We start from the raw sequence: 20,082 nt of genomic DNA, 5'->3' as shown, positions 1-20,082 counted from the left end.
CTCATGCCCCGGCCGCGCGCGCGTCGAACAGCTGGCGCAGCACGGCGTCGGGCGCCGCGTCCAGACCATGCCGCGCATGACGGATGCCGGCGGCGTCGAGGCGCGCATCGAGCGCACGCTGCGCCGCGTCGAAACGCGCGAGATAGTCGCGGCGCAGCGCCGGACCGTCGCCGAGCAAGGCCTCGCCGGTTTCCGGATCGACGAACCGGCGCCCGTCGCGGAACGGGAACTCGCGTTCTTCGACGGTCAGCACCTGCAACGCGATCACCTCACGCCCGGTGGCGGCCAGGCGCTCCAGCGCATCGACCGCGGCCGGATCGAACCAGTCGCCGAGCGCGATCACCAGATCGCCGCGGGCGATGCGCGACCAGGCCGGCGTGCGTTCGGCGCCTGACGGCCAGACGCCCGCCGACGTCACCGCAGCCAGCGCCTGACGCAGGCGGTCGCGCTGGCGCGGGCCGGCGCCTGGATCGACCGGCGCCTGCGTCGCCGGACACAGCACCAGCCCGCAGGCATCGCCCTGGGCGAGCGCGATCTCGGCCAGGCACAGCGCGAGCTGCCGCGTCGCATCGAGGCGCGACCAGTCCGGCCGGGCCTCGTCGGCCTGCGCCATCGACGCGCTGGTATCGAGCAGCAGCCAGATGCGCAGCGGACTCTCGCGCTCGGCCTCACGCACGAACAAGCGGTCGCTGCGCGCATAGAGTTTCCAGTCGATGCGCCGCGGCTCGTCGCCCTGCTCGTAGCCGCGGTACTGGGCGAACTCGATCCCGGCGCCGCGGCTGCGGCTGGCGTGCAGGCCGATACCGTGCCCGCCGCGTGCGCGACGCGGCAGGATGCGCAGCCCGCGCAGACGCGCGCGCAGCGCAGGCGGTAACAGATCCGCAGCGACAGGCGATGCCATCGGCGGGCTCAGCGGTCCGGCGCGGGCACGGCGCGCAGCAGGCCGGCGACCACGGCGTCGGGCCCGAGCTGGGCCGACTCCGCCGCGAACGACAGCACCAGGCGATGACGCAGCACCGGTGCGGCCAGCGCGGCGACATCGTCGCGGGTCGCGGCCAGACGGCCTTGCAGCAGGGCACGCGCCTTGGCGGTCAGCACCAGCGACTGGCCGGCGCGCGGACCCGCGCCCCAGCGCACGTTCTCGCGGATGATCTCCGGCGCATCGTCGCCGGGCCGCGTCGCACGCACCAGGCGGTTGATCCAGCGCATCAGGTCGTCGCCCACGTGCACCTGGCGCACCAGTGCCTGCAGCGCCAGCAGGTCCTCGGCGCCCATCACGCGGGGCACCTCGGCACCGGCGGCGCCGGTGGTCTGCGCCAGGATCGCCAGCTCCTCGGCTTCGCCGGGATAGTCGAGCATCACGTGCAGCAGGAACCGGTCGAGCTGGGCCTCGGGCAGCGGCCAGGTGCCGGCCTGCTCGATCGGGTTCTGCGTCGCCAGCACGAAGAACGGCGCCGGCAGTGGGCGGGTGACGCCGGCATGGCTGACGGTGCGCTCCTGCATCGCCTCCAGCAGCGCGGCCTGGGTGCGCGGCGGCGTGCGGTTGAGCTCGTCGGCCAGCAGCAGGTGCGTGAACACCGGGCCTTCCTGGAAGCGGAACTGGCGACGCCCGGTGCCGTGGTCTTCCTCGAGCAGTTCGGTGCCGAGGATGTCACCGGGCATCAGGTCGGGGGTGAACTGGATCCGCCGGAAGCTGAGGTCCAGCGCCTGGCCCAGCGTGCGCACCAGCAGCGTCTTGCCGAGGCCCGGCACGCCTTCGAGCAGCGCATGGCCACCGGCCAGCAAGGCGACCAGCAACTGCTCGACGACGTCGGCCTGGCCGACGACGTTACGGCCGATCGCATCGCGCAGGGCATCGAGCTTCGCGCGCCACGCGGCGAGATCGGCTTCAGTGGGGGCAGCGGTCATTCGGGGTTCCAGTGTGTGTGCAGGAGTGCGCTCGCGCGCGATGGGGCATGACAGAAACGCCGCGCGCGCGAGCGCCTACAGGAGGAATGCGGTCGGCGCGTCCATCACCGCGCCTTGCGCGGAGCGGCCGACCCGCCGCCTCGCGCAGGGCGTCGAGCCCATCTGCGAGACATCTGGTTCGACGTTGGTGATGAGTGCGGTCATTCGCGCCTCCGAGCTTTGCGTAGGCGCGCGCTCGCGCGCGATGCGGCATCACAGGAACGCCGTTGGCGCGCGAGCGCGCGCCTGCAGGAGGCGATCGTGAGATCAGCGCGCACGTCGCGATCAGCACAGAGGTCATGTGGTGAGCGCATACATGACGATGTTGACCGCGAACTTCGTGTTGTCCTCGGCCAGGAACCGCTTGTTGCGCCAGTCGTAATCCCATTCGCAGCCGTAGTCCTTGTTGCTGTAGAGCACGGCCAGGCGTCCGTCGATCTCGATGCCCTTGAGATAGTCGTGCACCAGATCATCGCCCCAGCCGTTGAGCTCGAAACTCGTGGTCGGCGGGCCGTCCGGGAACTGGAAGAAGCTGCGGTACAACGCATGCGAGTTCGGCAGCTTCTTCAGCGCCGCGGCACCGAAGATGGCCGCCATCTGCGCCTCGAACGACTTCGCGAACAGGCCGTCGATGTCGTGATTGCAGTCGTCGACGAACACGAAGCCGCCATTGCGTACATACCGTTCGAAATTGCGCCGCTCCGCCGGACTGAACTCGACCAGCTTGTGCCCGGCCAGATAGCAGAATGGCGCGGTGAGCATCTTCGGATCCGACAGCGCGACCACCCGCTCCTCGGGATCGACGCGCAGGCTGGTGTAGTCGACCAGCGAGGTGAGCACGTTGGCCGGCATCCGCTGGTCCACATCCCAGTTGCCGGACTCGTAGCGCAGGCGGGTGAACCAGAAGTCGTACCTCGCGGACTGCGCCGCCAGCGGCGACAGCGCCATGCCGGCGGCCGCGCCGAGCAGCAGTTGCAGGGACTGGCGGCGGTTCATTGCTTGCAGGCCCCTGTCCCTTCCGGAGTCATCCGATCCGCACAGCCCTCGACGCCCCTTGGACTTTGGCCCTGGCTTCTGCTTTGGCTTCCGCCTCCGCTCTGACTTCGGCTCGCCAACGAATGGCCATTGCAGACCGCAGACCCGGAGGGCGCCGCACATGGATGTGCGGCGTTTTTCGACCGAGCCATGGATGGCGAGTCGAAAAATCCCGGAACGTTTGCCGCCGTGGGGCTGCTTCGTCGGGAAAGCGTTTTTCTTTGGTTCCGTTTCTTTTGCCGCTTAGCAAAAGAAATGAACTCGGCCGCGTCAGCGGACGAAAGCGTTTGATGTTGTCTTGGCATTCTCTGCGGCAGCCGACAGCGGAAGCAGAGCTTCCACTCGCCTGCCGGCGAGCGGCTCACTTTTCTTTGCTGGCCCAAAGAAAAGTAAGCAAAAGAAAGGGCCTCCCCGACGGAGCACATCCGGCTCATCACTTGTTCCGGAATTTTTCGACTCGCCATCCTGGCTCGGTCGAAAAACGGCGGGCATCCATGCCCGCCGCCCTCCGGGTTTGAGAGCCGCATAGCGCGCGTCGTGGAAAGCGTGCACTCGCCACGACGAACACGGAACCGCGAAACGAAAACCTCAGACCGCATCCGACAACGACGTGAACGTGAAGTCCCGCAGCCGCATCGGCGGCAGCATCATCACCATCGACGACTCGTCGCCGCCCACCCGCACCGGGCGACCCAGCTCGTCGATGTTGTTGAGCATGATCACCGGCGACTCGTTGAAGCGGAAATTCTTCAGCGGGTACTTGATCTCGCCGTTCTCGATGTAGAACGTGCCGTCGCGGGTCAGGCCGGTCAGCAGCACGGTCTGCGGATCGACCATGCGGATGTACCAGGTGCGCGTGACCAGGATGCCGCGGTCGGTGCCGCGGATCAGGTCGGCGGTCGAGCCTTCGCCGCCCGACATCAGCAGGTTGCCCGGGCGGCCCACGGCGCGCTTGCCCTGCTGCTGGGCCCAGAAGCGCGAGTAGTCGAGGTTGGCGATCTTGCCGTTCTCGATGATCGGCATGCGCTCGCGCGGCAGGCCGTCGCCGTCCCACGGCATCACCGCCGCTTCGGGATGCCAGGGGTCGGCGATGATGTTCACGCGCGGGTCGTAGACCTGTTCGCCGAGCTTGTTGCCGCCGCCGCGCTTGGACAGGAAGCTGCGCCCCTCGTCCGCGGTGCGCGCGTCGAAGAAGCGCATCATGAAGCTGATCAGGCCGGCGGCCGCGGCCGGCTCCAGGATCACCGTGTACTTGCCCGGCTCCAGCGCCTGCGCCTCGGCCGAATCGCTGGCCTTGCGCATCGCCACGCGCACGTCGCGCTCGGCGTTGAACTCGCTGGCGTCCTTGAGGTTGCGCCCCACCCAGCCCGAACCGCGACCGTCCTCGGTGCGCACGGTGCAGGTGTAATTGAAATTGGTCGCCTGCTGGTAGCCGAAGTTGCCGTTGCTGTTGGCGAACGCGACGAAGCGCTTGCCGTCATCGAGGAAGCCGGCTGCGATCAGCTGCTCGGCACGGCACGGCGCGATCGAACCGGCGGCGACATTCGCCCGGAATTCCGGCGTGATCGCCGCCGTGGATTCGCTGAACGTCGGGCTGGCCCGGTACGCCTGCTTGCCGATCGCCGGCAGGAACTCCGGATTCTCCGGCGCCAGGCGTGCGAGGTCTTCGGCGCGCTTGACCACGCTCTGCAGCGAGGCGTCGTCGAAGGCATTGATGCTGGCGGTGCCGACGCGCTTGCCGAACGCGACCTGCACGGCCAGCTCGGCATTGCTGACGATGCCGCTGGTCGACACGTTGTTGAGCGCGAAGCGGATGTTGCCGTCGACGGCGCCGGACAGCGTGGCCGTACATTCGTCGGCGGTGGACAGGGCGACGGTCTTTTCGAGGATCTCGCGCGCCTGGGCTTCGGTGAAGATGGTCATGGGTGGGTCTCCTTAGCCGAGCGAACGCGCGGTGTTGATCACGTTGATGCCGTCGAAGCGGGCGGTGGACGAACCGTGCGACACCGCCGAGACCTGGCTCGGCTGGCCCTTGCCGTCGAAGAACGAACCGCCGAGGCGGAAGTCGCTCTCGTCGCAGATCGCGGTGCAGGCGTTCCAGAATTCCGGCGTGCGGATCTGGTAGGCCACGTCCTCGACCATGCCGGTGATCGCACCGTCCTTGATCTCGTAGAACAGCTGGCCGCCGAACTGCGCGTTGTAGCGCTGCTGGTCGATCGAGAATGACCCGTCGCCGATGATGTAGATGCCGTTCTCGACGTCCTTGATCATGTCGGCGACGCTGAGCGTCGTCCTGCCCGGCGCCAGCGAGACGTTGGGCATGCGCTGGAACTGCACGCTCGACCAGGAGTCGGCGTAGCAGCAGCCATCGGATTCGGTCTTGCCGAGGATGTGGGCCTGGTCGCGGATGGTCTGGAAATCCACCAGGCGGCCGTTGGTGATCAGATCCCAGCGCTTGGTCGCCACGCCTTCGTCGTCGTACCCCACGGCGCCGAGGCTGCCCTGCTGCGTCTTGTCCGCGAACAGAGTGACGATGTCGCTGCCGTACTGGAACCGCTCGGCGCGGCGATCGAGGTTGGCGAAACTGGTGCCGGCGTAGTTGGCCTCGTAGCCGAGCACGCGGTCGAGTTCGAGCGGATGGCCCACGTTCTCGTGGATGGTCAGCCAGAGGTTCGACGGATCGAGCACCACGTCGTAGCGATCCGGCTTCACCGACGGCGCCCGAAGCTTTTCCTGCGCCTGGCGCGCCGCGGCGATCGCGTCCTCGCGCATGTCGTAGGACCGGCCGTAGTTCACCACGCCGTTGGGCGAGACGAACTTCTGCGAGGCGTCGCCGTCGAGATACTCGTAGCCCAGCCCCATCGGCGAGGACAGGCCGCTGCGGGTGCGGAACTTGCCGCTGGCCTTGTCGATCGCGGTGACCGTCATCGGCGCCCAGATGCGGTGCACGTCCTGGTCGATGTAGGAGCCGTCGGTGCTGGCGAAGTACTTCTGCTCGTTGACCAGGAACAGCGTGGAGTTGACGAAGCTCGCGCCCGCGCCGATCGCGGCGGCGTTGACGCCGAGCAGCAGCTCGACCTTCTCGGCGACCGGCACTTCCATGCCGTTCTTGGTGATCGGCGTACGCCAGGACACCTCGCCCACGCCGCGCACCGGCGCCAGCTGCACCGGCGCGGTCTGCACTTTCGAATTCGCCATCGCGATCGCGGTCGCCTGGCGCGCGGCCTCGGCCACGCCCTGTTCGGTCAGCGCGTTGGTCGCCGCGAAGCCCCAGGCCCCGCCGGCGATCACGCGCACGCCGACGCCGATCGATTCGGTGCTGACCACGTTCTGCACCTTGTCCTCGCGCGTCATCACGAACTGGCGCAGGTAGCGGCCGACGCGAACGTCGCAATACGTGGCGCCCGCGGATGTCGCGGCATTGAGGCCGGCATCGGCGAGCCGTTTCTTGAAGCCGACGTCCAGCGTCGACACCAACTGCTCGGCGGCGATGACCTTGCCGAAAACGGCAGGCAGCAGCAGGCCGCCCGCTCCGACACTGGCGAGGGCGAGAAAATCGCGTCTATGCAAGGGAGCTCTCCCGGAACGGGTCCGCAGCGGCGCTCGCCGTGGACGGGGTTGGCAAGGGTGGCATCGCATCCTGCGGGGCCATCCCGATTCTTGACGCGATGCGTGTACAGCGTCCAGTGACTTTCGGCATAGAACACGACACATGCGTCCCCGCACCACTCAGCCCGTCATTCCCGCGAAGGCGGGAATCCAGCGTCTTCCGTAACATTTGCCAAAAAGACAAAGTCACTGGATTCCCGCCTTCGCGGGAATGACGAGTTCTGGCGATGCGGATGGTCAAATATTCCGCGCCGTATTGATGATGTTGATGCCGTCGAAGCGCGTCGTCGACGAGCCGTGCGACACCGCCGAGACCTGGCTCGGCTGGCCCTTGCCGTCGAAGAACGAGCCGCCGAGGCGGAAGTCGCGTGCGTCGCAGATCGCCGAGCACGCGTTCCAGAACTCCGGCGTGCGGATCTGATACGCGGCGTCCTCGACCATGCCGGCGATTTCGCCGTTCCTGATCTCGTAGTACAGCTGTCCGCCGAACTGCGCGTTGTAGCGCTGCTGGTCGATCGAGTACGAGCCGCGGCCGTGGATGTACAGACCGCGCTCGACGTCGGCGATCATCTCCTTGACCGTCAGCGGCGTCTTGCCCGGCGCCAGCGAGACGTTGGGCATGCGCTGGAACTGCACGCTCGACCATGCATCGGCGTAGCTGCAGCCGTCGGATTCGGTCTTGCCGAGGATGTGCGCCTGGTCGCGCGTCGCCTGGTAATCGACCAGGATGCCGTCCTTGACCAGATCCCAGCGCTTGCACGGCACGCCTTCGTCGTCATAGCCCACCGCACCGAGGCTGCCCGCCTGGACCTTGTCGGCGACGAAGTTGACGATGTCGCTGCCCCAACGGTAGCCCTCCTCGCGCTTGTCGAGCGTGGCGAAGCTGGTGCCGGCGTAGTTGGCCTCGTAGCCGAGCACGCGGTCGAGCTCGAGCGGGTGGCCGACGTTCTCGTGGATCGTCAGGAACAGGTTCGACGGGTCGAGCACCAGATCGTAGCGGCCCGGCTGCACGGCCGGTGCGGTGAGCTTCTCGCGCGCCTGGCGCGCCGCGGCGGCCGCGTCTTCGCGCATGTCGTAAGCCTGGCCGTAGGCGATCACCCCGCCGGGCAGCTCGAAACGCTGGGACGGATCGGGCGTCAGGTATTCGTAGCCCAGGCCCATCGGCGCCGACAGGCCATCACGGGTGCGGAACTTGCCGCTGGCCTTGTCGACCGCGGTGACGGTGAACGGCGCCCAGATCCGGTGCACGTCCTGGTCGATGTACGACCCCTCGGTGCTGGCGAAATACTTCTGCTCGTTGACCAGGAACATCCGCGAGCTGACGAAGTCCGCGCCTTCCGCGGTCGCGGCCGCATTGACGTCCATCAACAGCGCGACCTTCTCTTCCAGCGGCACGGTCATGCCGTTGCGGCGCACCGGCGTGGCCCAGGCCACCTCGCCCACGCCGCGCACCGGCGCCAGTTGCACCGGCTCGGTCTGGATGCGCGCATTGGCCTTCGCGATCGCCAGCGCCTGGCGCGTGGCCTCGGCGATGCTGTCGGGATCCAGCGCGCGCGTGGCGGCGAACCCCCAGGCGCCGTTGGCGATCACGCGGATGCCGACGCCGGTCGATTCCTCGTTGACGACGTTCTCGACGCGCGTTTCGCGGGTCATCACGTACTGGCGCAGATAGCGGCCGATGCGCACATCGCAATAGCTGCCACCGCCGTCGCGCGAAGCCTGCAGCGCCACGTCGGCCAGACGCTTCTTCAGCGCCGGATCGAGCGTACTGGCCAGCTCCTCGGCCGCGATCGCGCGTCCGATGCCGCCGGGCAACAGCAGGCTGCCCATGCCGATTCCGCCCCAGGCCATGAAGTCGCGACGCCGCATTGCACTCTCCCCGCGGCGATGGCCGCACAGCACCCGATTCTTGGTTGCGCGTGGCACATGCGTCAAATCCGATTCCTGTAGGAGCGCGCTGGCGCGCGAACAGGGCGCTAACGGCCAAGACTCATCGCGCGCGAGCGCGCGCCTACAGCGCAATCCGGCACGATCGGCACAGGCATCGCCGGGTGTACGCGCCTATGCTTGCCCGCTGTCCCGACTGCCGGAAGCTTCCACATGCGCCGTTCCCTGCTCGCCGTTGCCGTGCTCACCGCCGCCCTCGCCGGCTGCAACCGCGAGGCGCCCACGACGCCCGCCACCGCGCAAGCCGGCGCGGCCGCCACCGCACCGTCGCAGGCCGACGCCGCGTTCGCGGACCTGTCCAAGCGTTACCTGGACGAAGCCATGCGCGTGTCGCCGATCTCGGCCACGCAGATCGGCGACCACCGCTTCGATGCCGAGGTCGACGATCTGTCGCCTGCCGGGCGCGAGGCCTCGACCGCGTTCTACCGGCGCATGCTCGCCGAGCTCGACGCGATCGAGTTCGCCGCACTCTCGCGCGAGAATCACGTCGACGCACTGATCCTGAAGAACACGCTCGAATACGGCATCTGGGACGCCGAGACGCTGCAGAGCGCGGTGTGGGACCCGCAGATCTACAGCGGACTCGCCGGTGGCGCGATCTACGGCCTGATGGCGCGCGATTTCGCACCGATGCCCGAGCGCCTGGTCTCGGCGACCGCGCGCATGGAGAAGATCCCCGCCCTGCTCGCCCAGGCCCGCGAAAACCTCGATCCGGCGCGCGTGCCGCCGACCCATGCGCGCACCGTCGCGGCGCAGAACCGCGGTGTGCTCGCGTTGATCGACACCTTCATCACGCCCAACGCCGGGCAGCTGCAGGGCGAGGCCCGCGCGCGCCTCGACGCCGCGGTCACGACGCTGCGCACCGCCGTCGACGAACACCAGGCCTGGCTCGACGGCACGCTGGTGCCCAACGCCAAGGGCGAGTTCCGCATCGGTGCCGACACCTACGACCGCAAGCTGAAGTTCGCGCTCAATTCCTCGCTCAGCCGCCAGGACATCCGCCAGCGCGCGGAAGCGGAACTCGTGCGCATCCGCGACGAGATGTATGTCGTCGCCCAGGCCGTGCTGAAGGATCGCGACGGTGCACCGGACACCCCGGCGCAGCCGAGCGAAGACCAGCGCCAGGCCGCGATCGAAGCGGCGATGGAAGTCGCCTATGCCGACAAGCCGGGCCGCGACGAGGTCGTCGAGTTCGCCAGGCACACGCTGGAGGTCGCCACCGAATTCACCCGCCAGCACGACCTGGTCACCGTGCCGGACGATCCGGTCAAGATCATCCTGATGCCGGAATTCCAGCGCGGTGTCGCCGTGGCCTATTGCGACTCACCCGGTCCGCTCGACAAGGGCCTGGACACGTACTACGCGATCTCGCCGATTCCCGACGACTGGGACGATGCTCAGGTGGATTCGTTCCTGCGCGAATACAACAAGCACATGATCCACGTGCTCACGATCCACGAAGCGATGCCCGGCCATTACCTCGAGGGCGCGCACTCGGCGAACCATCCCTCGACGCTGCGTGCGGTGTTCCGCTCCGGCCCGTTCGCCGAAGGCTGGGCGGTCTACACCGAGCGGATGATGGCCGACGCCGGCTACGCCGACAACGATCCGCTGTTCCGTCTGATGCAGCTGAAGTTCTATGCGCGCGCAGTGGCCAACGCGATCCTCGACCAGGGCATCCACGTCGACAACTGGACCAAGGAACAGGCGATGGACCTGATGGTCCGCCAGACCTTCCAGCAGACCAGCGAAGCCGAAGGCAAGTGGATCCGCGCGCAACTGTCGTCGACCCAGCTCGCCACCTATTTTGTCGGCGCGCAGGAACACTTCGACGCGCGCAAGGCGGCGGAAGCCAAGGCCGGCGAGGCCTTCAACCTCAAGCAGTACCACGACGCCATGCTCGCCCAGGGCGCGCCGCCGGTGCGCTTCGCGCGTCAGCTGATGCTGGACGAAACGATCGAGTAACGCGTCGTCGCGTCGCGCGGATCACAACGATCCGCCGGCGTCGTCGGACGGTGCGATCGTGCGCCGGTGTGCGCACAGGCACGATCGCTATCCCGACCGCATGGCGGCCGCAGCGAGCCGATGGCTGAAGGTGTGGCCACCCGCTGGACGATCGGGGCGTATCAGCAGCGACGCGCCGATCGGACACGCGGTGACTGTCATGGATGCCCCGCGGCGCGGGGCTGGACGCGGCGCGCGTCCCGGACGCGAGCTGCCGACGCGTTCGATGACCGAGCGTGGCCGGCAGCAGACCGGGCGGCTTTACTGTGCGCCTGATCCCCGCCCGCCGAGACGTACGCCCACAGCGTGGCCGGCCCAGACGGCGAGCAGCCACGCTGCGAGCGAAGCGACGACGTTGAGGACGGCCAGCCCCGATGCGCCGGCCTCGACGAGGACGAGCGTTTCCAGGCTGAAGACCGAAAAGGTGGTGAACCCGCCGCAGAATCCGGCCAGCAGGAACTGACGCTGCGCCGGTGTCGCGACGATCCGGCCGCCTGGCCCGGTCGCCGCGGCGAACAGACCGATCAGGAACGAGCCCACCACGTTGACCGCCCACGTGCCCCAGGGAAATCCCGGTCCCGCGAGATGCAGCACGGCCAGCGAGCACCCGAAGCGCGCAACGGCGCCCAGCGCGCTGCCGAGCATCACGGCCGCATAGACACGCCCGGCACTCATCCGCGACCCCAGAGCTGCAGCACCAGCAGATAACCGGCCGACACCGCGGCCAGGCATCCGATCACCGACGCGGTGACATTGCCCGCAGCGCGTGCATAGTCGCCGTCGCGCAGCAGCGCCAGCGTCTGCAGCGAGAACGAGGACACGGTGGTGTAGCTGCCGAGCACGCCGATCACCAGCCCGGTCCACAGCGACATCTGCAGCACCGCCTGGGCGGAACGGTCCGCCAGCAGCGCGGCCAGCACGCCGATCGCGAACGCGCCGGTCAGGTTGACCACCAGCGTGCCCCAGGGAAACGCCTCGCCGATCCGGCGCGCGATCCGGCCCGACAGCCAGAACCGCGCCGCGCCGCCGAGCGCGCCGCCGATCGCCATACCCAGAAGTTGCAGTGCCCAGTGCATGCCGTCTCCGTGATCCACGTCGTTGCGCGCGTGCAATGCAGCGCGCCGCCGCACGCTACGCCCCGTGCGACAGGCTGACAACCGGCCACGTGGCAGCGATGCGACGGTCTCGATCACGCGAGGGCACTGAAGCGCACCACCGGCCGCGTGTCACGCGCTGGGCCACGGGCGCGGATCAAACGTTCTCGTTTGTTGCGTATCCAGGGCCCTGTTGCCTGCTGCGCAAGCGGCGCGCGACACGCGATGCTTCACAGGCGCAGAGATCGCACATCGGGTGCTGCACGGCGCATCGGGCTGCCATGGCGCTGACGCGGACCCGAAGCGAGCAACGCGACGTGGCGGTCACCCGCGTGCACGCTCAACGCGCCGACTCAAACGCCTCGGCGAGGGTATGCACGCGACCGCAGTAGCTCGGGTCGTAGCCCGGCAACAGGCCGAGTTCGCGGCGGAAACGATCGCTGCGCAGCAGCGCCAGCAGATCGGTCAGGCGGCCGGCGTCGAGCACGTCGTTGTGGCACAGGAAGAAGTAGTGCTCGGTAATCAGCGGGAAAAAATCCAGCCCGTACTTGCGCGCCGGCGGTTCCAGCGCGAAGCCGACGTCGGCCAGGCCGCTGGCGACGTAGGCCGAGACCGCCGCATGCGTGAGTTCCTCGACGTCGCAGGCGCGGATGCGCTCGAACGCGATGCCGTGACGCGCGAGCATGGCCTCCAGCAGCAGCCGCGTGCCCGAGCCGGGCTGGCGGTGGATCATGCGGATGTCGGGCCGTTCGAGATCCTGCAGGGTCTCGATGCGCCGCGGATTGCCCGGCGCGAGCACCAGGCCCTGACGGCGCATCGCCAGATGGATCACCCGGTCGGCATCGAGGTCGAGCCGGTCGCGATAGTGCGCGAACAACACCGGCTCCAGTTCACCGATCGGCAGATGCAGGCCGGCGATGTCGCAGGCCCCGCTGCGCAGCGCCGACAGCGCGTCGTCGGGGCTGCGGTATTTGAGATCCAGCGGCAGGTCGGCCTCGGCCATCGTGCGGCGCAACGCCTCCACGCCGAAGCCGTGGGAGGCGTGCACGCGCAGCGGCGTCGCATGCGCGCTGACGGTGCGCTCGAGCTCGGCTTCGAGTTCGGTCGCCAGGCTGTCGAGCATCGGTGACAGGCGTGCGGCGATGCGGTTGTCGGCCCAGACCAGGCGTTCACCGATCGCGGTGAGCTTGGCCCCACGGCCCCGGGTCATCCGCAGCAACGGCTGCCCGAATACCGCACGCGCCTCCTGCAGTTGGCCCCAGGCATAGCGGTAGGACAGGCCGATCGTGCGCGCGGCCGCCGCCAGCGAGCCGCTCGCCCGCACCGCGACCAGCAGCTCGACCAGATGCGCCGGCAGGCGGGCGCCATCGGCGCCTTCGAGCTCCCAGCGGGGCTGGATGCGGACCTTGTACATGCGCGGACTCCTCGTGGCCGTGTTGCGGGGCAGCGCGGCCCGGACGCAGGTTCAATATGCTTTCGATAGCCGGATATTCGACCAATGGAACTGGCTCCGCAACCGGTCCCGGCGTAGGGTTGCGACACTTTGTCGCAGCCAATATGTCGTCGAGAACATACGTCGGCGGCTGCATCGCGTTTCGGCGCATCGAACCGGGGAGGATTTCATGGCCAACAGCTCCACCACCACGCATCCCGCCAGCCGCGCGCCCGAAGGCAGCCTGCTGTCGAAGGAACGCATCATCGCCAGGCCCGGTTTCAACCGCTGGCTGGTGCCGCCGGCCGCACTGGCGATCCATCTGTGCATCGGCATGGCCTACGGGTTCAGCGTGTTCTGGCTGCCGCTGTCGATGGCCATCGGCATCGATGCCCCGCTGACCTGCGGCCCGGAGATGGGCTTCTTCGAGCGCATCACCTCGGCCAGCTGCGACTGGCGGGTGTCCGAGCTGGGTTGGATGTACACGCTGTTCTTCGTGCTGCTGGGCTGTTCGGCGGCGATATGGGGCGGCTGGCTGGAACGCGCCGGCCCGCGCAAGGCCGGCGTGGTCTCGGCGCTGTGCTGGTGCGGCGGCCTGCTGATCTCGGCACTGGGCGTGCACCTGCATCAGATCTGGATGCTGTGGCTGGGCTCGGGCGTGATCGGCGGCATCGGTCTGGGCCTGGGCTATATCTCGCCGGTCTCGACGCTGATCAAGTGGTTCCCCGACCGCCGCGGCATGGCGACGGGCATGGCGATCATGGGCTTCGGCGGCGGCGCGCTGATCGGCAGCCCGCTGGCCGACATGCTGATGCGCCACTTCGCGACCCCGACCTCGGTCGGCGTCAAGGAAACCTTTGTGGTGATGGCGATCGTCTACTTCGTCTTCATGATGGCCGGCGCGTTCGGCTACCGCGTGCCGCCGACCGGCTGGAAGCCCAAGGGCTGGACGCCGCCGCCGGCCAGCGACAACGCGATGATCACCCGCGGCCACGTCCACGTGAAGAAGGTCTGGGGCATCCCGCAGTTCTGGCTGGTCTGGGGCGTGCTGTGTCTCAACGTCTCGGCAGGCATCGGCGTGATCGGCATGGCCTCGCCGATGCTGCAGGAGATGTTCGGCGGGCGTCTGATCGGCATCGATGCCGGCTTCGGCGAGCTCGACGGCACCCAGCTCGCGGCCATCGCGGCGATCGCGGCCGGCTTCACCGGCCTGCTCAGCCTGTTCAACATCGGCGGGCGCTTCTTCTGGGCCTCGATGTCGGACAAGTTCGGCCGCAAGCTCACCTACACGATCTTCTTCGTGCTCGGCTTCGCGCTCTACGCCGCCGCGCCGACGCTCGGCAATGCGGGCTCGATCGCGCTGTTCGTCGCCGCGTTCTGCGTGATCCTGTCGATGTACGGCGGCGGCTTCGCCACCGTGCCGGCGTATCTGGCCGACCTGTTCGGCACGCAGATGGTCGGCGCGATCCACGGCCGCCTGCTCACCGCCTGGGCCACGGCCGGCATCCTCGGACCGGTGGTCGTGGGCTACATGCGCGAATACCAGCTGGGTCTCGGCATGCCGCCGTCGCAGGTCTACAACACCACGATGTACATCCTCGCCGGCATGCTGGTGCTGGGCCTGGTGTGCAACCTGCTGGTGCGCCCGGTGAATCCGAAGCACTTCATGACGCCCGAGGAACTCGCGCACGAGAAGCAACTGGCCCACGAGAAGGTCGACGCCAGCGGCAAATCGCTGATCTCCGAAGCCGAAATGGACCGCATCGGCAGCGGCGGCAACCCGCTGCTGGTCGCGGCATGCTGGGCCGCGGTCGGCCTGCCGCTGCTGTGGGGCATGTGGGTCACGCTGCAGAAGGCCCTGGTGCTGTTCACCTGAGGCCCCGCCCGGCACCGGCGGCCGCTTCAGGTGGCCGCCGCTACCCTCGCCCCATGACTCCGACTTCCGACATCGACACTCCGACCGGCGCCGTGCGGCGCGCGGTCGACCGCTGGCGCAACGGCACGCTGCAGCACCTCGACGACCATGTCGCCGAAGAGGTGCCGGTGGCCTTCGTCTACAACGACGTGCCGTTCGCGGTGATGATGGCGACACCCGCCGATCTCGAGGATTTCGCGCGCGGCTTCGCGCTCAGCGAAGGCATCGTCGCGGCGCCGGGCGATGTGGCGATCGACGGCATCCAGCACTTCATCGAAGGCATCGAGATCCGCCTGCGGATTCCCGATGAGCGCGCCGAAGCATTGGCGCTGCGTCGGCGCAGCATGAGCGGACGCAGCGGTTGCGGCGTCTGCGGCAGCGAACTGCTGGAAGCGGCGCTGCGGTATCCGCCGCCGGTCGAGGCGGATGTCCGCGTGTCGCCCGACGCGCTCTCGCGGGCGCTGCGGGCCTTGCGCGATGCCCAGTCGATCGCCGCGCTCACCGGCGCCACGCATGCGGCAGGCTGGGCCGCGCTCGACGGCACGCTGCGGCTCGCCCGTGAAGATGTCGGCCGCCACAACGCGCTCGACAAACTGATCGGCGCGCTGCACACCGATGGCTTCGACCCCGCCGACGGTTTTCTCGTCGTCACCAGCCGCGCCAGTTACGAGATGGCGATGAAGGCGGCCAGCGTCGGCATCGCGCTGATGGCCGCAATCTCCGCACCGACCGCGCTGTCGATCTCGCTCGCCGACCGCGCCCGTCTCACCCTGATCGGTTTCGCCCGCGACGACGGGCAGGCCGTGTACACCCACGCGCAGCGGCTGCTGCCCCCACCGGCCGATGCGCCGGCGACCGCGCGCCCAGGCAGGAACTCCACATCATGAGCAACGACACGATCCGCACCTACGACGGCCCGGCCGGCGGCTGGGGCGCGCTGAAGAGCGTCGCCCGGCACCTGAGTGAACAGAAGATCGCCATCAGCGGCGCGAAGACGCTGCTGCGCGCGAACCAGCCCGACGGCTTCGACTGCCCCGGCTGCGCCTGGCCCGATCGCGACCACACCTCGACCTTCGAGTTCTGCGAGAACGGCGCCAAGGCCGTCGCCGCCGAGGCGACCAAGTTCCGCGCAGGCCCCGAGCTGTTCGCGAAGCACAGCGTCGCCCAGCTGGCCGAGTACAGCGATTACTGGCTCGAGCAGCAGGGCCGGCTGACCACGCCGATGCGCTACGACGCGGGCACCGACCACTACGTGCCGGTGAGCTGGGACGAGGCCTTCGCGCTGATCGCCGGGCACCTCAACGCCCTGCCCTCGCCCGACGAGGCGATCTTCTACACCTCGGGCCGCACCTCGAACGAAGCCGCGTTCCTGTACCAGCTGTTCGTGCGCGAATACGGCACCAACAATTTTCCGGACTGCTCGAACATGTGCCACGAGTCGTCCGGCACCGCGATGAAGAAGCAGATCGGCGTCGGCAAGGGCACGGTGTCGCTGCACGATTTCGAGCACGCCGACGGCCTCTTCATCTTCGGGCAGAACCCGGGCACCAACCATCCGCGCATGCTGGGCGAACTGCGCGAGGCGGCGCGCCGCGGCGCGAAGATCGTTTCGTTCAATCCACTGCGCGAGCGCGGGCTCGAGCGCTTCGCCGATCCCCAGGACAAGCTGGAGATGGCGACCAACGGCTCGACGCAGATCTCGTCGGACTACTTCCAGCTCAAGATCGGCGGCGACCTCGCCGCGATCAAAGGCATGATCAAGCACGTGCTCGAACGCGACGTCGAAGCCACCGGCAACGGCGGTGCGTCCCTGCTCGATCAGCCCTTCATCGCCGAACACACCACCGGCTTCGAGAGCTTCGCCGCCGACGTGCTGGCCGAACCGTGGGACGTGATCATCGAGGAATCCGGCCTCGACGAGGCGCAGATCCGCCGCGCCGGCGAGCTGTATCTGACCAGCGAACGCGTCATCGCGTGCTGGGGCATGGGCATCACCCAGCACAAGCATTCGGTGGCGACGATCAACATGATCGTCAACCTGCTGCTGCTGCGCGGGAATCTCGGCCGCGAGGGCGCGGGTGCGTGTCCGGTGCGCGGGCACAGCAATGTGCAGGGCGACCGCACGATGATGATCTACGAGAAGCCGCCGGCCGCCTTCCTCGACCGCGTGCGCGACGTGTTCGGCTTCGAGCCGCCGCGCGAGGACGGCTTCGATACCGTCGGCGCGATCGAGGCGATGATCGACGGCCGCGCCAAGGTGTTCTTCGGCATGGGCGGCAACTTCGCCATCGCCACGCCGGACTCCGAGGCCACCGCGCGCGGCCTGCGCCGCTGCGACCTGACCGTGCACGTGACCACCAAGCTCAACCGAAGCCATCTGGTCCACGGCCGGGACGCGGTGATCCTGCCGTGCCTGGGACGCACCGAGATCGACATCCAGGCCGGTGGCCCGCAGGGCGTGACCGTGGAGGATTCGATGAGCATGGTGCACCTGTCGTCGGGCATCAATCCGCCGGCCTCGGACACCTTGCTGTCGGAACCGGCGATCGTCGCGCGCCTCGCGCACGCCACGCTCGGCGCGCGCTCGAAGATCGACTGGCTCGGCGCGATCGAGGACTACGACCGCATCCGCGACATGATCGCGATGACATTCGACGACTTCCGCGATTTCAACACGCGCGTGCGCGTGCCCGGCGGTTTCCGCCTGTCGAACACCGCGCGCGACCGTCGTTGGGTCAACCCCGCCGGCAAGGCGGTGTTCTTCGCCTGCCCGGTACCGACCGACAATCCGATCCATCGCGCGCGCCGCACGCACGGCACGCAGCCGGTATTCACGCTGGCGACCACGCGTTCTCACGACCAGTACAACACCACGATCTACGGCCTCGACGACCGCTACCGCGGTGTGTTCGGCGAGCGCCGCGTCCTGTTCGCACATGCCGACGACATCGCCGCGCTGGGGATGCAGGCCGGCGACTGGGTGGACCTGGAAAGCATCTGCGACGACGGCGTGCGCCGGCAGGCGCCGCGTTTCATGCTGGTCGAATACAACATCCCGCGCGGCTGCCTGGCGGCGTACTACCCGGAGACCAATCCGCTGGTGCCGCTGTCGAGCTTCGCCGACGAATCGCGGACGCCGACGTCGAAATCGGTGCCGGTCATCGTCACCCCGCACGTCGCCGACGTCGGCGCGCACGTGCCGCGCCAGCGCGACATCCATGCCGTCGTCCGCTGAGGAAGCCCTGCTCGAAGCGCTGCTGGTCGAACTGGCCGCAGCGCCCGACGGGACGTCGCTGCCGCGGCTGTGCAAGCGCCTGGGCGTGCGCATGAGCGTGCTGCTGCGCACCCTCGCCTATCTGGGCGATGACGCGATCGGCGACACGCACGGCCCCGGCTGGGTACGCACCTTCGAGGACGGCGAGCGCACGCTGGCGCAGCTCACCGACGCCGGCCGCGCGATGGCGCGCTCGCTCGATGCGGCGGAGATACTGCCGGCATCGCACGCGAGCGACCTACAGCCCGACGTTGACGCGCCGCCAACGCGCGGCTAGTCACGCCGTTGTCCACATCCGGTGTGGATCGTCTGATGACAAACATGTGGATAAGCCGCACCGATCCGCCTGCAAGGCGGCGCCGATGCGCTGGCTATTTCTTCACCACCGCAATCGAAACGGATTCGATCCCCGCTTGATCTGCGCACGCCGATGTGCAGCCGCGCGCGCCGTGCGGGTTGATCCGCTGCATGGCCGTCGCCGGCGACATGACGCACGACGGATCGCGGCTTCGATGCATCCGGTCGTCGCATGTCCGGCGACTTGACGGGGCGTCGTGAAGCGCCCTCGGTGGCGTTGTCCACATCGGGTGTGGATCGTCTGATGACAAACATGTGGATAACCGCACGGAGTCCGCTTTCGAGGCGGCGTCGATACCACTGGTCATTATTTGATCAACACGACAGACGCAGCTGCGCGGCCCACTTGATCCGCGCACGCGCGTGTGCAGTCACCACTGACTCCGCCATGGCGTGCCCCTCGATGCATCGCCGCCGCCTACGTTCGAGATCGTCGCCGACAGCGGGGCTGTCCTGCGGTGCACGCACGCGGGCGGTCGCTGGGTGTCGAGCCCGTGTCGACGCCGGACGAGCACGGTGCATGGCGGGTCGCCGACTGTCTCCGTCCAGCGCGATGCGAGCCGCGCCTGGCGCGGCTCATGTCGTGTCGGGACGCGGGCTGCTTGCGTCGGGCACCCACCGGATGTTCTCAGGCCGCAGACACCGGCGACTCCGGCGCGCCTGGGCGCCTGCCCGGGCAGGCGCCCGGAAACGGGGCCACGTCGTGCGCATGGACCGTCCGCGCGATGGTCCGCTCCCCACTCGAAGGCGGCGCTTGCCTAGACCGGGTCCGGTGGACGTCCCGCAAGCCGCCGCCAACACCGGCGCCGTTCGCCGCGCTGGAGATCGCGTCGCCTGGCGGGCCGCATGTCACAGTCAATGCGGAACTCGACAGGCGGAGGGACCGCGGCGTCTCAGAACCAGGGCGCATCACCCAGCACGACCCGCCGGTAGTAGCTGACGTTCGCGCGCATCGCGTAGAGCGCCGCGACACCGTAGCCCACTCCGCGCGCGAACCGTCCGAGCCCCATCAGCTCGAACACGATCACCAGCGCGACCGCGCAGGCCAGGTAGACCACCGCCTGCCGCCACAATCCTTTGATCAGGTAATAGATCGGACCGAAGAAGAACGCCAGGAAATTGAAGTTGAGGCCGAAGCGCTCCTTCGCCGGAAGCGAGCGGAAATCGGGGAGTGCCGGCCCGCCTGCCCGTTCGATCAGGCGGAACCGGCGCTTCCACGTCTCCGACACCGCGAGCCGCGAGATCGGATCCGGCGTCGCCTGCAGAACAGCTGCGGGCGGCGCATAGGGCGAGACGGGAGGCGCGGCTGTTCCATGCGAATTGTAGGGATCGCTCACGGAGAGTCCTTTCAGTGTGGACGCGTCCCGGCACAACCGGCCCCAGGCCGCGCGGGGTGTTCGAAGACTATCCGCTGCCCCGGCGCTGCGCCAGACGACGGAGGCGACTCCGATCCGTTCGATGGCATCCG

The 20,082-nt window shown here is 68.4% G+C and carries 16 protein-coding genes; 5 read left to right on the top strand and 11 right to left on the bottom strand.

Annotated features, from left to right (window positions below; translation table 11 throughout):
- Position 1: 1 nt before the first annotated feature.
- The 7 genes from ACF3M1_RS05250 to ACF3M1_RS05220 form a co-directional block, all read right to left on the bottom strand.
- Positions 2-901, bottom strand: a complete 900-nt coding sequence (locus ACF3M1_RS05250; RefSeq protein WP_394004557.1) for a DUF58 domain-containing protein — start codon at positions 899-901, stop codon at positions 2-4.
- A gap of 8 nt (positions 902-909) precedes the next feature.
- The gene (locus tag ACF3M1_RS05245) at positions 910-1,908 is read right to left on the bottom strand and encodes an AAA family ATPase (protein ID WP_394004556.1); all 999 of its coding nucleotides are present in this window, start codon (positions 1,906-1,908) and stop codon (positions 910-912) included.
- Between the two features lie 75 nt (positions 1,909-1,983).
- Positions 1,984-2,112, bottom strand: a complete 129-nt coding sequence (locus tag ACF3M1_RS05240; protein WP_394004555.1) for a hypothetical protein — start codon at positions 2,110-2,112, stop codon at positions 1,984-1,986.
- Between the two features lie 132 nt (positions 2,113-2,244).
- Positions 2,245-2,943: a DUF4159 domain-containing protein gene (locus tag ACF3M1_RS05235; RefSeq protein WP_394004554.1), complete on the bottom strand. Its 699-nt coding sequence runs from the start codon at positions 2,941-2,943 to the stop codon at positions 2,245-2,247.
- A gap of 627 nt (positions 2,944-3,570) precedes the next feature.
- Positions 3,571-4,905 carry a TldD/PmbA family protein gene (locus ACF3M1_RS05230; protein ID WP_394004553.1) on the bottom strand — a complete coding sequence of 445 codons (1,335 nt, stop codon included), beginning with the start codon at positions 4,903-4,905 and terminating at the stop codon, positions 3,571-3,573.
- Between the two features lie 12 nt (positions 4,906-4,917).
- On the bottom strand, positions 4,918-6,552 hold the full coding sequence (locus ACF3M1_RS05225) for a TldD/PmbA family protein (protein ID WP_394004552.1): 1,635 nt from the start codon (positions 6,550-6,552) through the stop codon (positions 4,918-4,920).
- Positions 6,553-6,828: 276 nt separating this feature from the next.
- Complete coding sequence (locus ACF3M1_RS05220; protein ID WP_394004551.1) at positions 6,829-8,460, bottom strand: TldD/PmbA family protein; 1,632 nt, start codon at positions 8,458-8,460, stop codon at positions 6,829-6,831.
- A gap of 231 nt (positions 8,461-8,691) precedes the next feature.
- On the opposite strand from ACF3M1_RS05220, the gene ACF3M1_RS05215 reads away from it, so the two are divergent.
- Positions 8,692-10,503, top strand: a complete 1,812-nt coding sequence (locus tag ACF3M1_RS05215) for a DUF885 domain-containing protein (RefSeq protein ID WP_394004550.1) — start codon at positions 8,692-8,694, stop codon at positions 10,501-10,503.
- A gap of 300 nt (positions 10,504-10,803) precedes the next feature.
- Here ACF3M1_RS05215 and ACF3M1_RS05210 read toward each other — a convergent pair whose 3' ends face one another.
- The 3 genes from ACF3M1_RS05210 to ACF3M1_RS05200 form a co-directional block, all read right to left on the bottom strand.
- Positions 10,804-11,217, bottom strand: coding sequence for a fluoride efflux transporter FluC (locus ACF3M1_RS05210; RefSeq protein ID WP_394004549.1), 414 nt, complete (start codon positions 11,215-11,217; stop codon positions 10,804-10,806).
- Positions 11,214-11,618, bottom strand: coding sequence for a fluoride efflux transporter CrcB (crcB, locus tag ACF3M1_RS05205; protein WP_394004548.1), 405 nt, complete (start codon positions 11,616-11,618; stop codon positions 11,214-11,216). Before crcB ends, ACF3M1_RS05210 begins: the two co-directional genes overlap by 4 nt.
- 358 nt (positions 11,619-11,976) lie before the next feature.
- Positions 11,977-13,050, bottom strand: coding sequence for a substrate-binding domain-containing protein (locus ACF3M1_RS05200; RefSeq protein WP_394004546.1), 1,074 nt, complete (start codon positions 13,048-13,050; stop codon positions 11,977-11,979).
- A gap of 208 nt (positions 13,051-13,258) precedes the next feature.
- Between ACF3M1_RS05200 and ACF3M1_RS05195 the strand changes: the two genes are divergently transcribed.
- The 4 genes from ACF3M1_RS05195 to ACF3M1_RS05180 are packed head-to-tail and all read left to right on the top strand — an operon-like array spanning position 13,259 to position 18,534.
- On the top strand, positions 13,259-14,944 hold the full coding sequence (locus ACF3M1_RS05195; RefSeq protein WP_394004544.1) for an OFA family MFS transporter: 1,686 nt from the start codon (positions 13,259-13,261) through the stop codon (positions 14,942-14,944).
- A gap of 53 nt (positions 14,945-14,997) precedes the next feature.
- Positions 14,998-15,870, top strand: coding sequence for a formate dehydrogenase accessory sulfurtransferase FdhD (gene fdhD / locus ACF3M1_RS05190; RefSeq protein WP_394004542.1), 873 nt, complete (start codon positions 14,998-15,000; stop codon positions 15,868-15,870).
- The gene (locus ACF3M1_RS05185) at positions 15,867-18,218 is read left to right on the top strand and encodes an FdhF/YdeP family oxidoreductase (RefSeq protein ID WP_394004540.1); all 2,352 of its coding nucleotides are present in this window, start codon (positions 15,867-15,869) and stop codon (positions 18,216-18,218) included. The genes fdhD and ACF3M1_RS05185 overlap by 4 nt, the downstream gene beginning before the upstream one ends.
- On the top strand, positions 18,202-18,534 hold the full coding sequence (locus ACF3M1_RS05180; protein WP_394004538.1) for a hypothetical protein: 333 nt from the start codon (positions 18,202-18,204) through the stop codon (positions 18,532-18,534). The genes ACF3M1_RS05185 and ACF3M1_RS05180 overlap by 17 nt, the downstream gene beginning before the upstream one ends.
- Before the next feature lie 973 nt (positions 18,535-19,507).
- On the opposite strand, the gene ACF3M1_RS05175 is transcribed toward ACF3M1_RS05180, so the two are convergent.
- The gene (locus ACF3M1_RS05175; protein WP_394004536.1) at positions 19,508-19,951 is read right to left on the bottom strand and encodes a DUF2628 domain-containing protein; all 444 of its coding nucleotides are present in this window, start codon (positions 19,949-19,951) and stop codon (positions 19,508-19,510) included.
- Between the last annotated feature and the right edge of the window lie 131 nt (positions 19,952-20,082).

This window comes from Luteimonas sp. WGS1318, from assembly GCF_043187535.1.
Taxonomy (GTDB): Bacteria; Pseudomonadota; Gammaproteobacteria; order Xanthomonadales; family Xanthomonadaceae; genus Luteimonas.
This window is presented reverse-complemented; position numbering and strand designations above follow the sequence as displayed.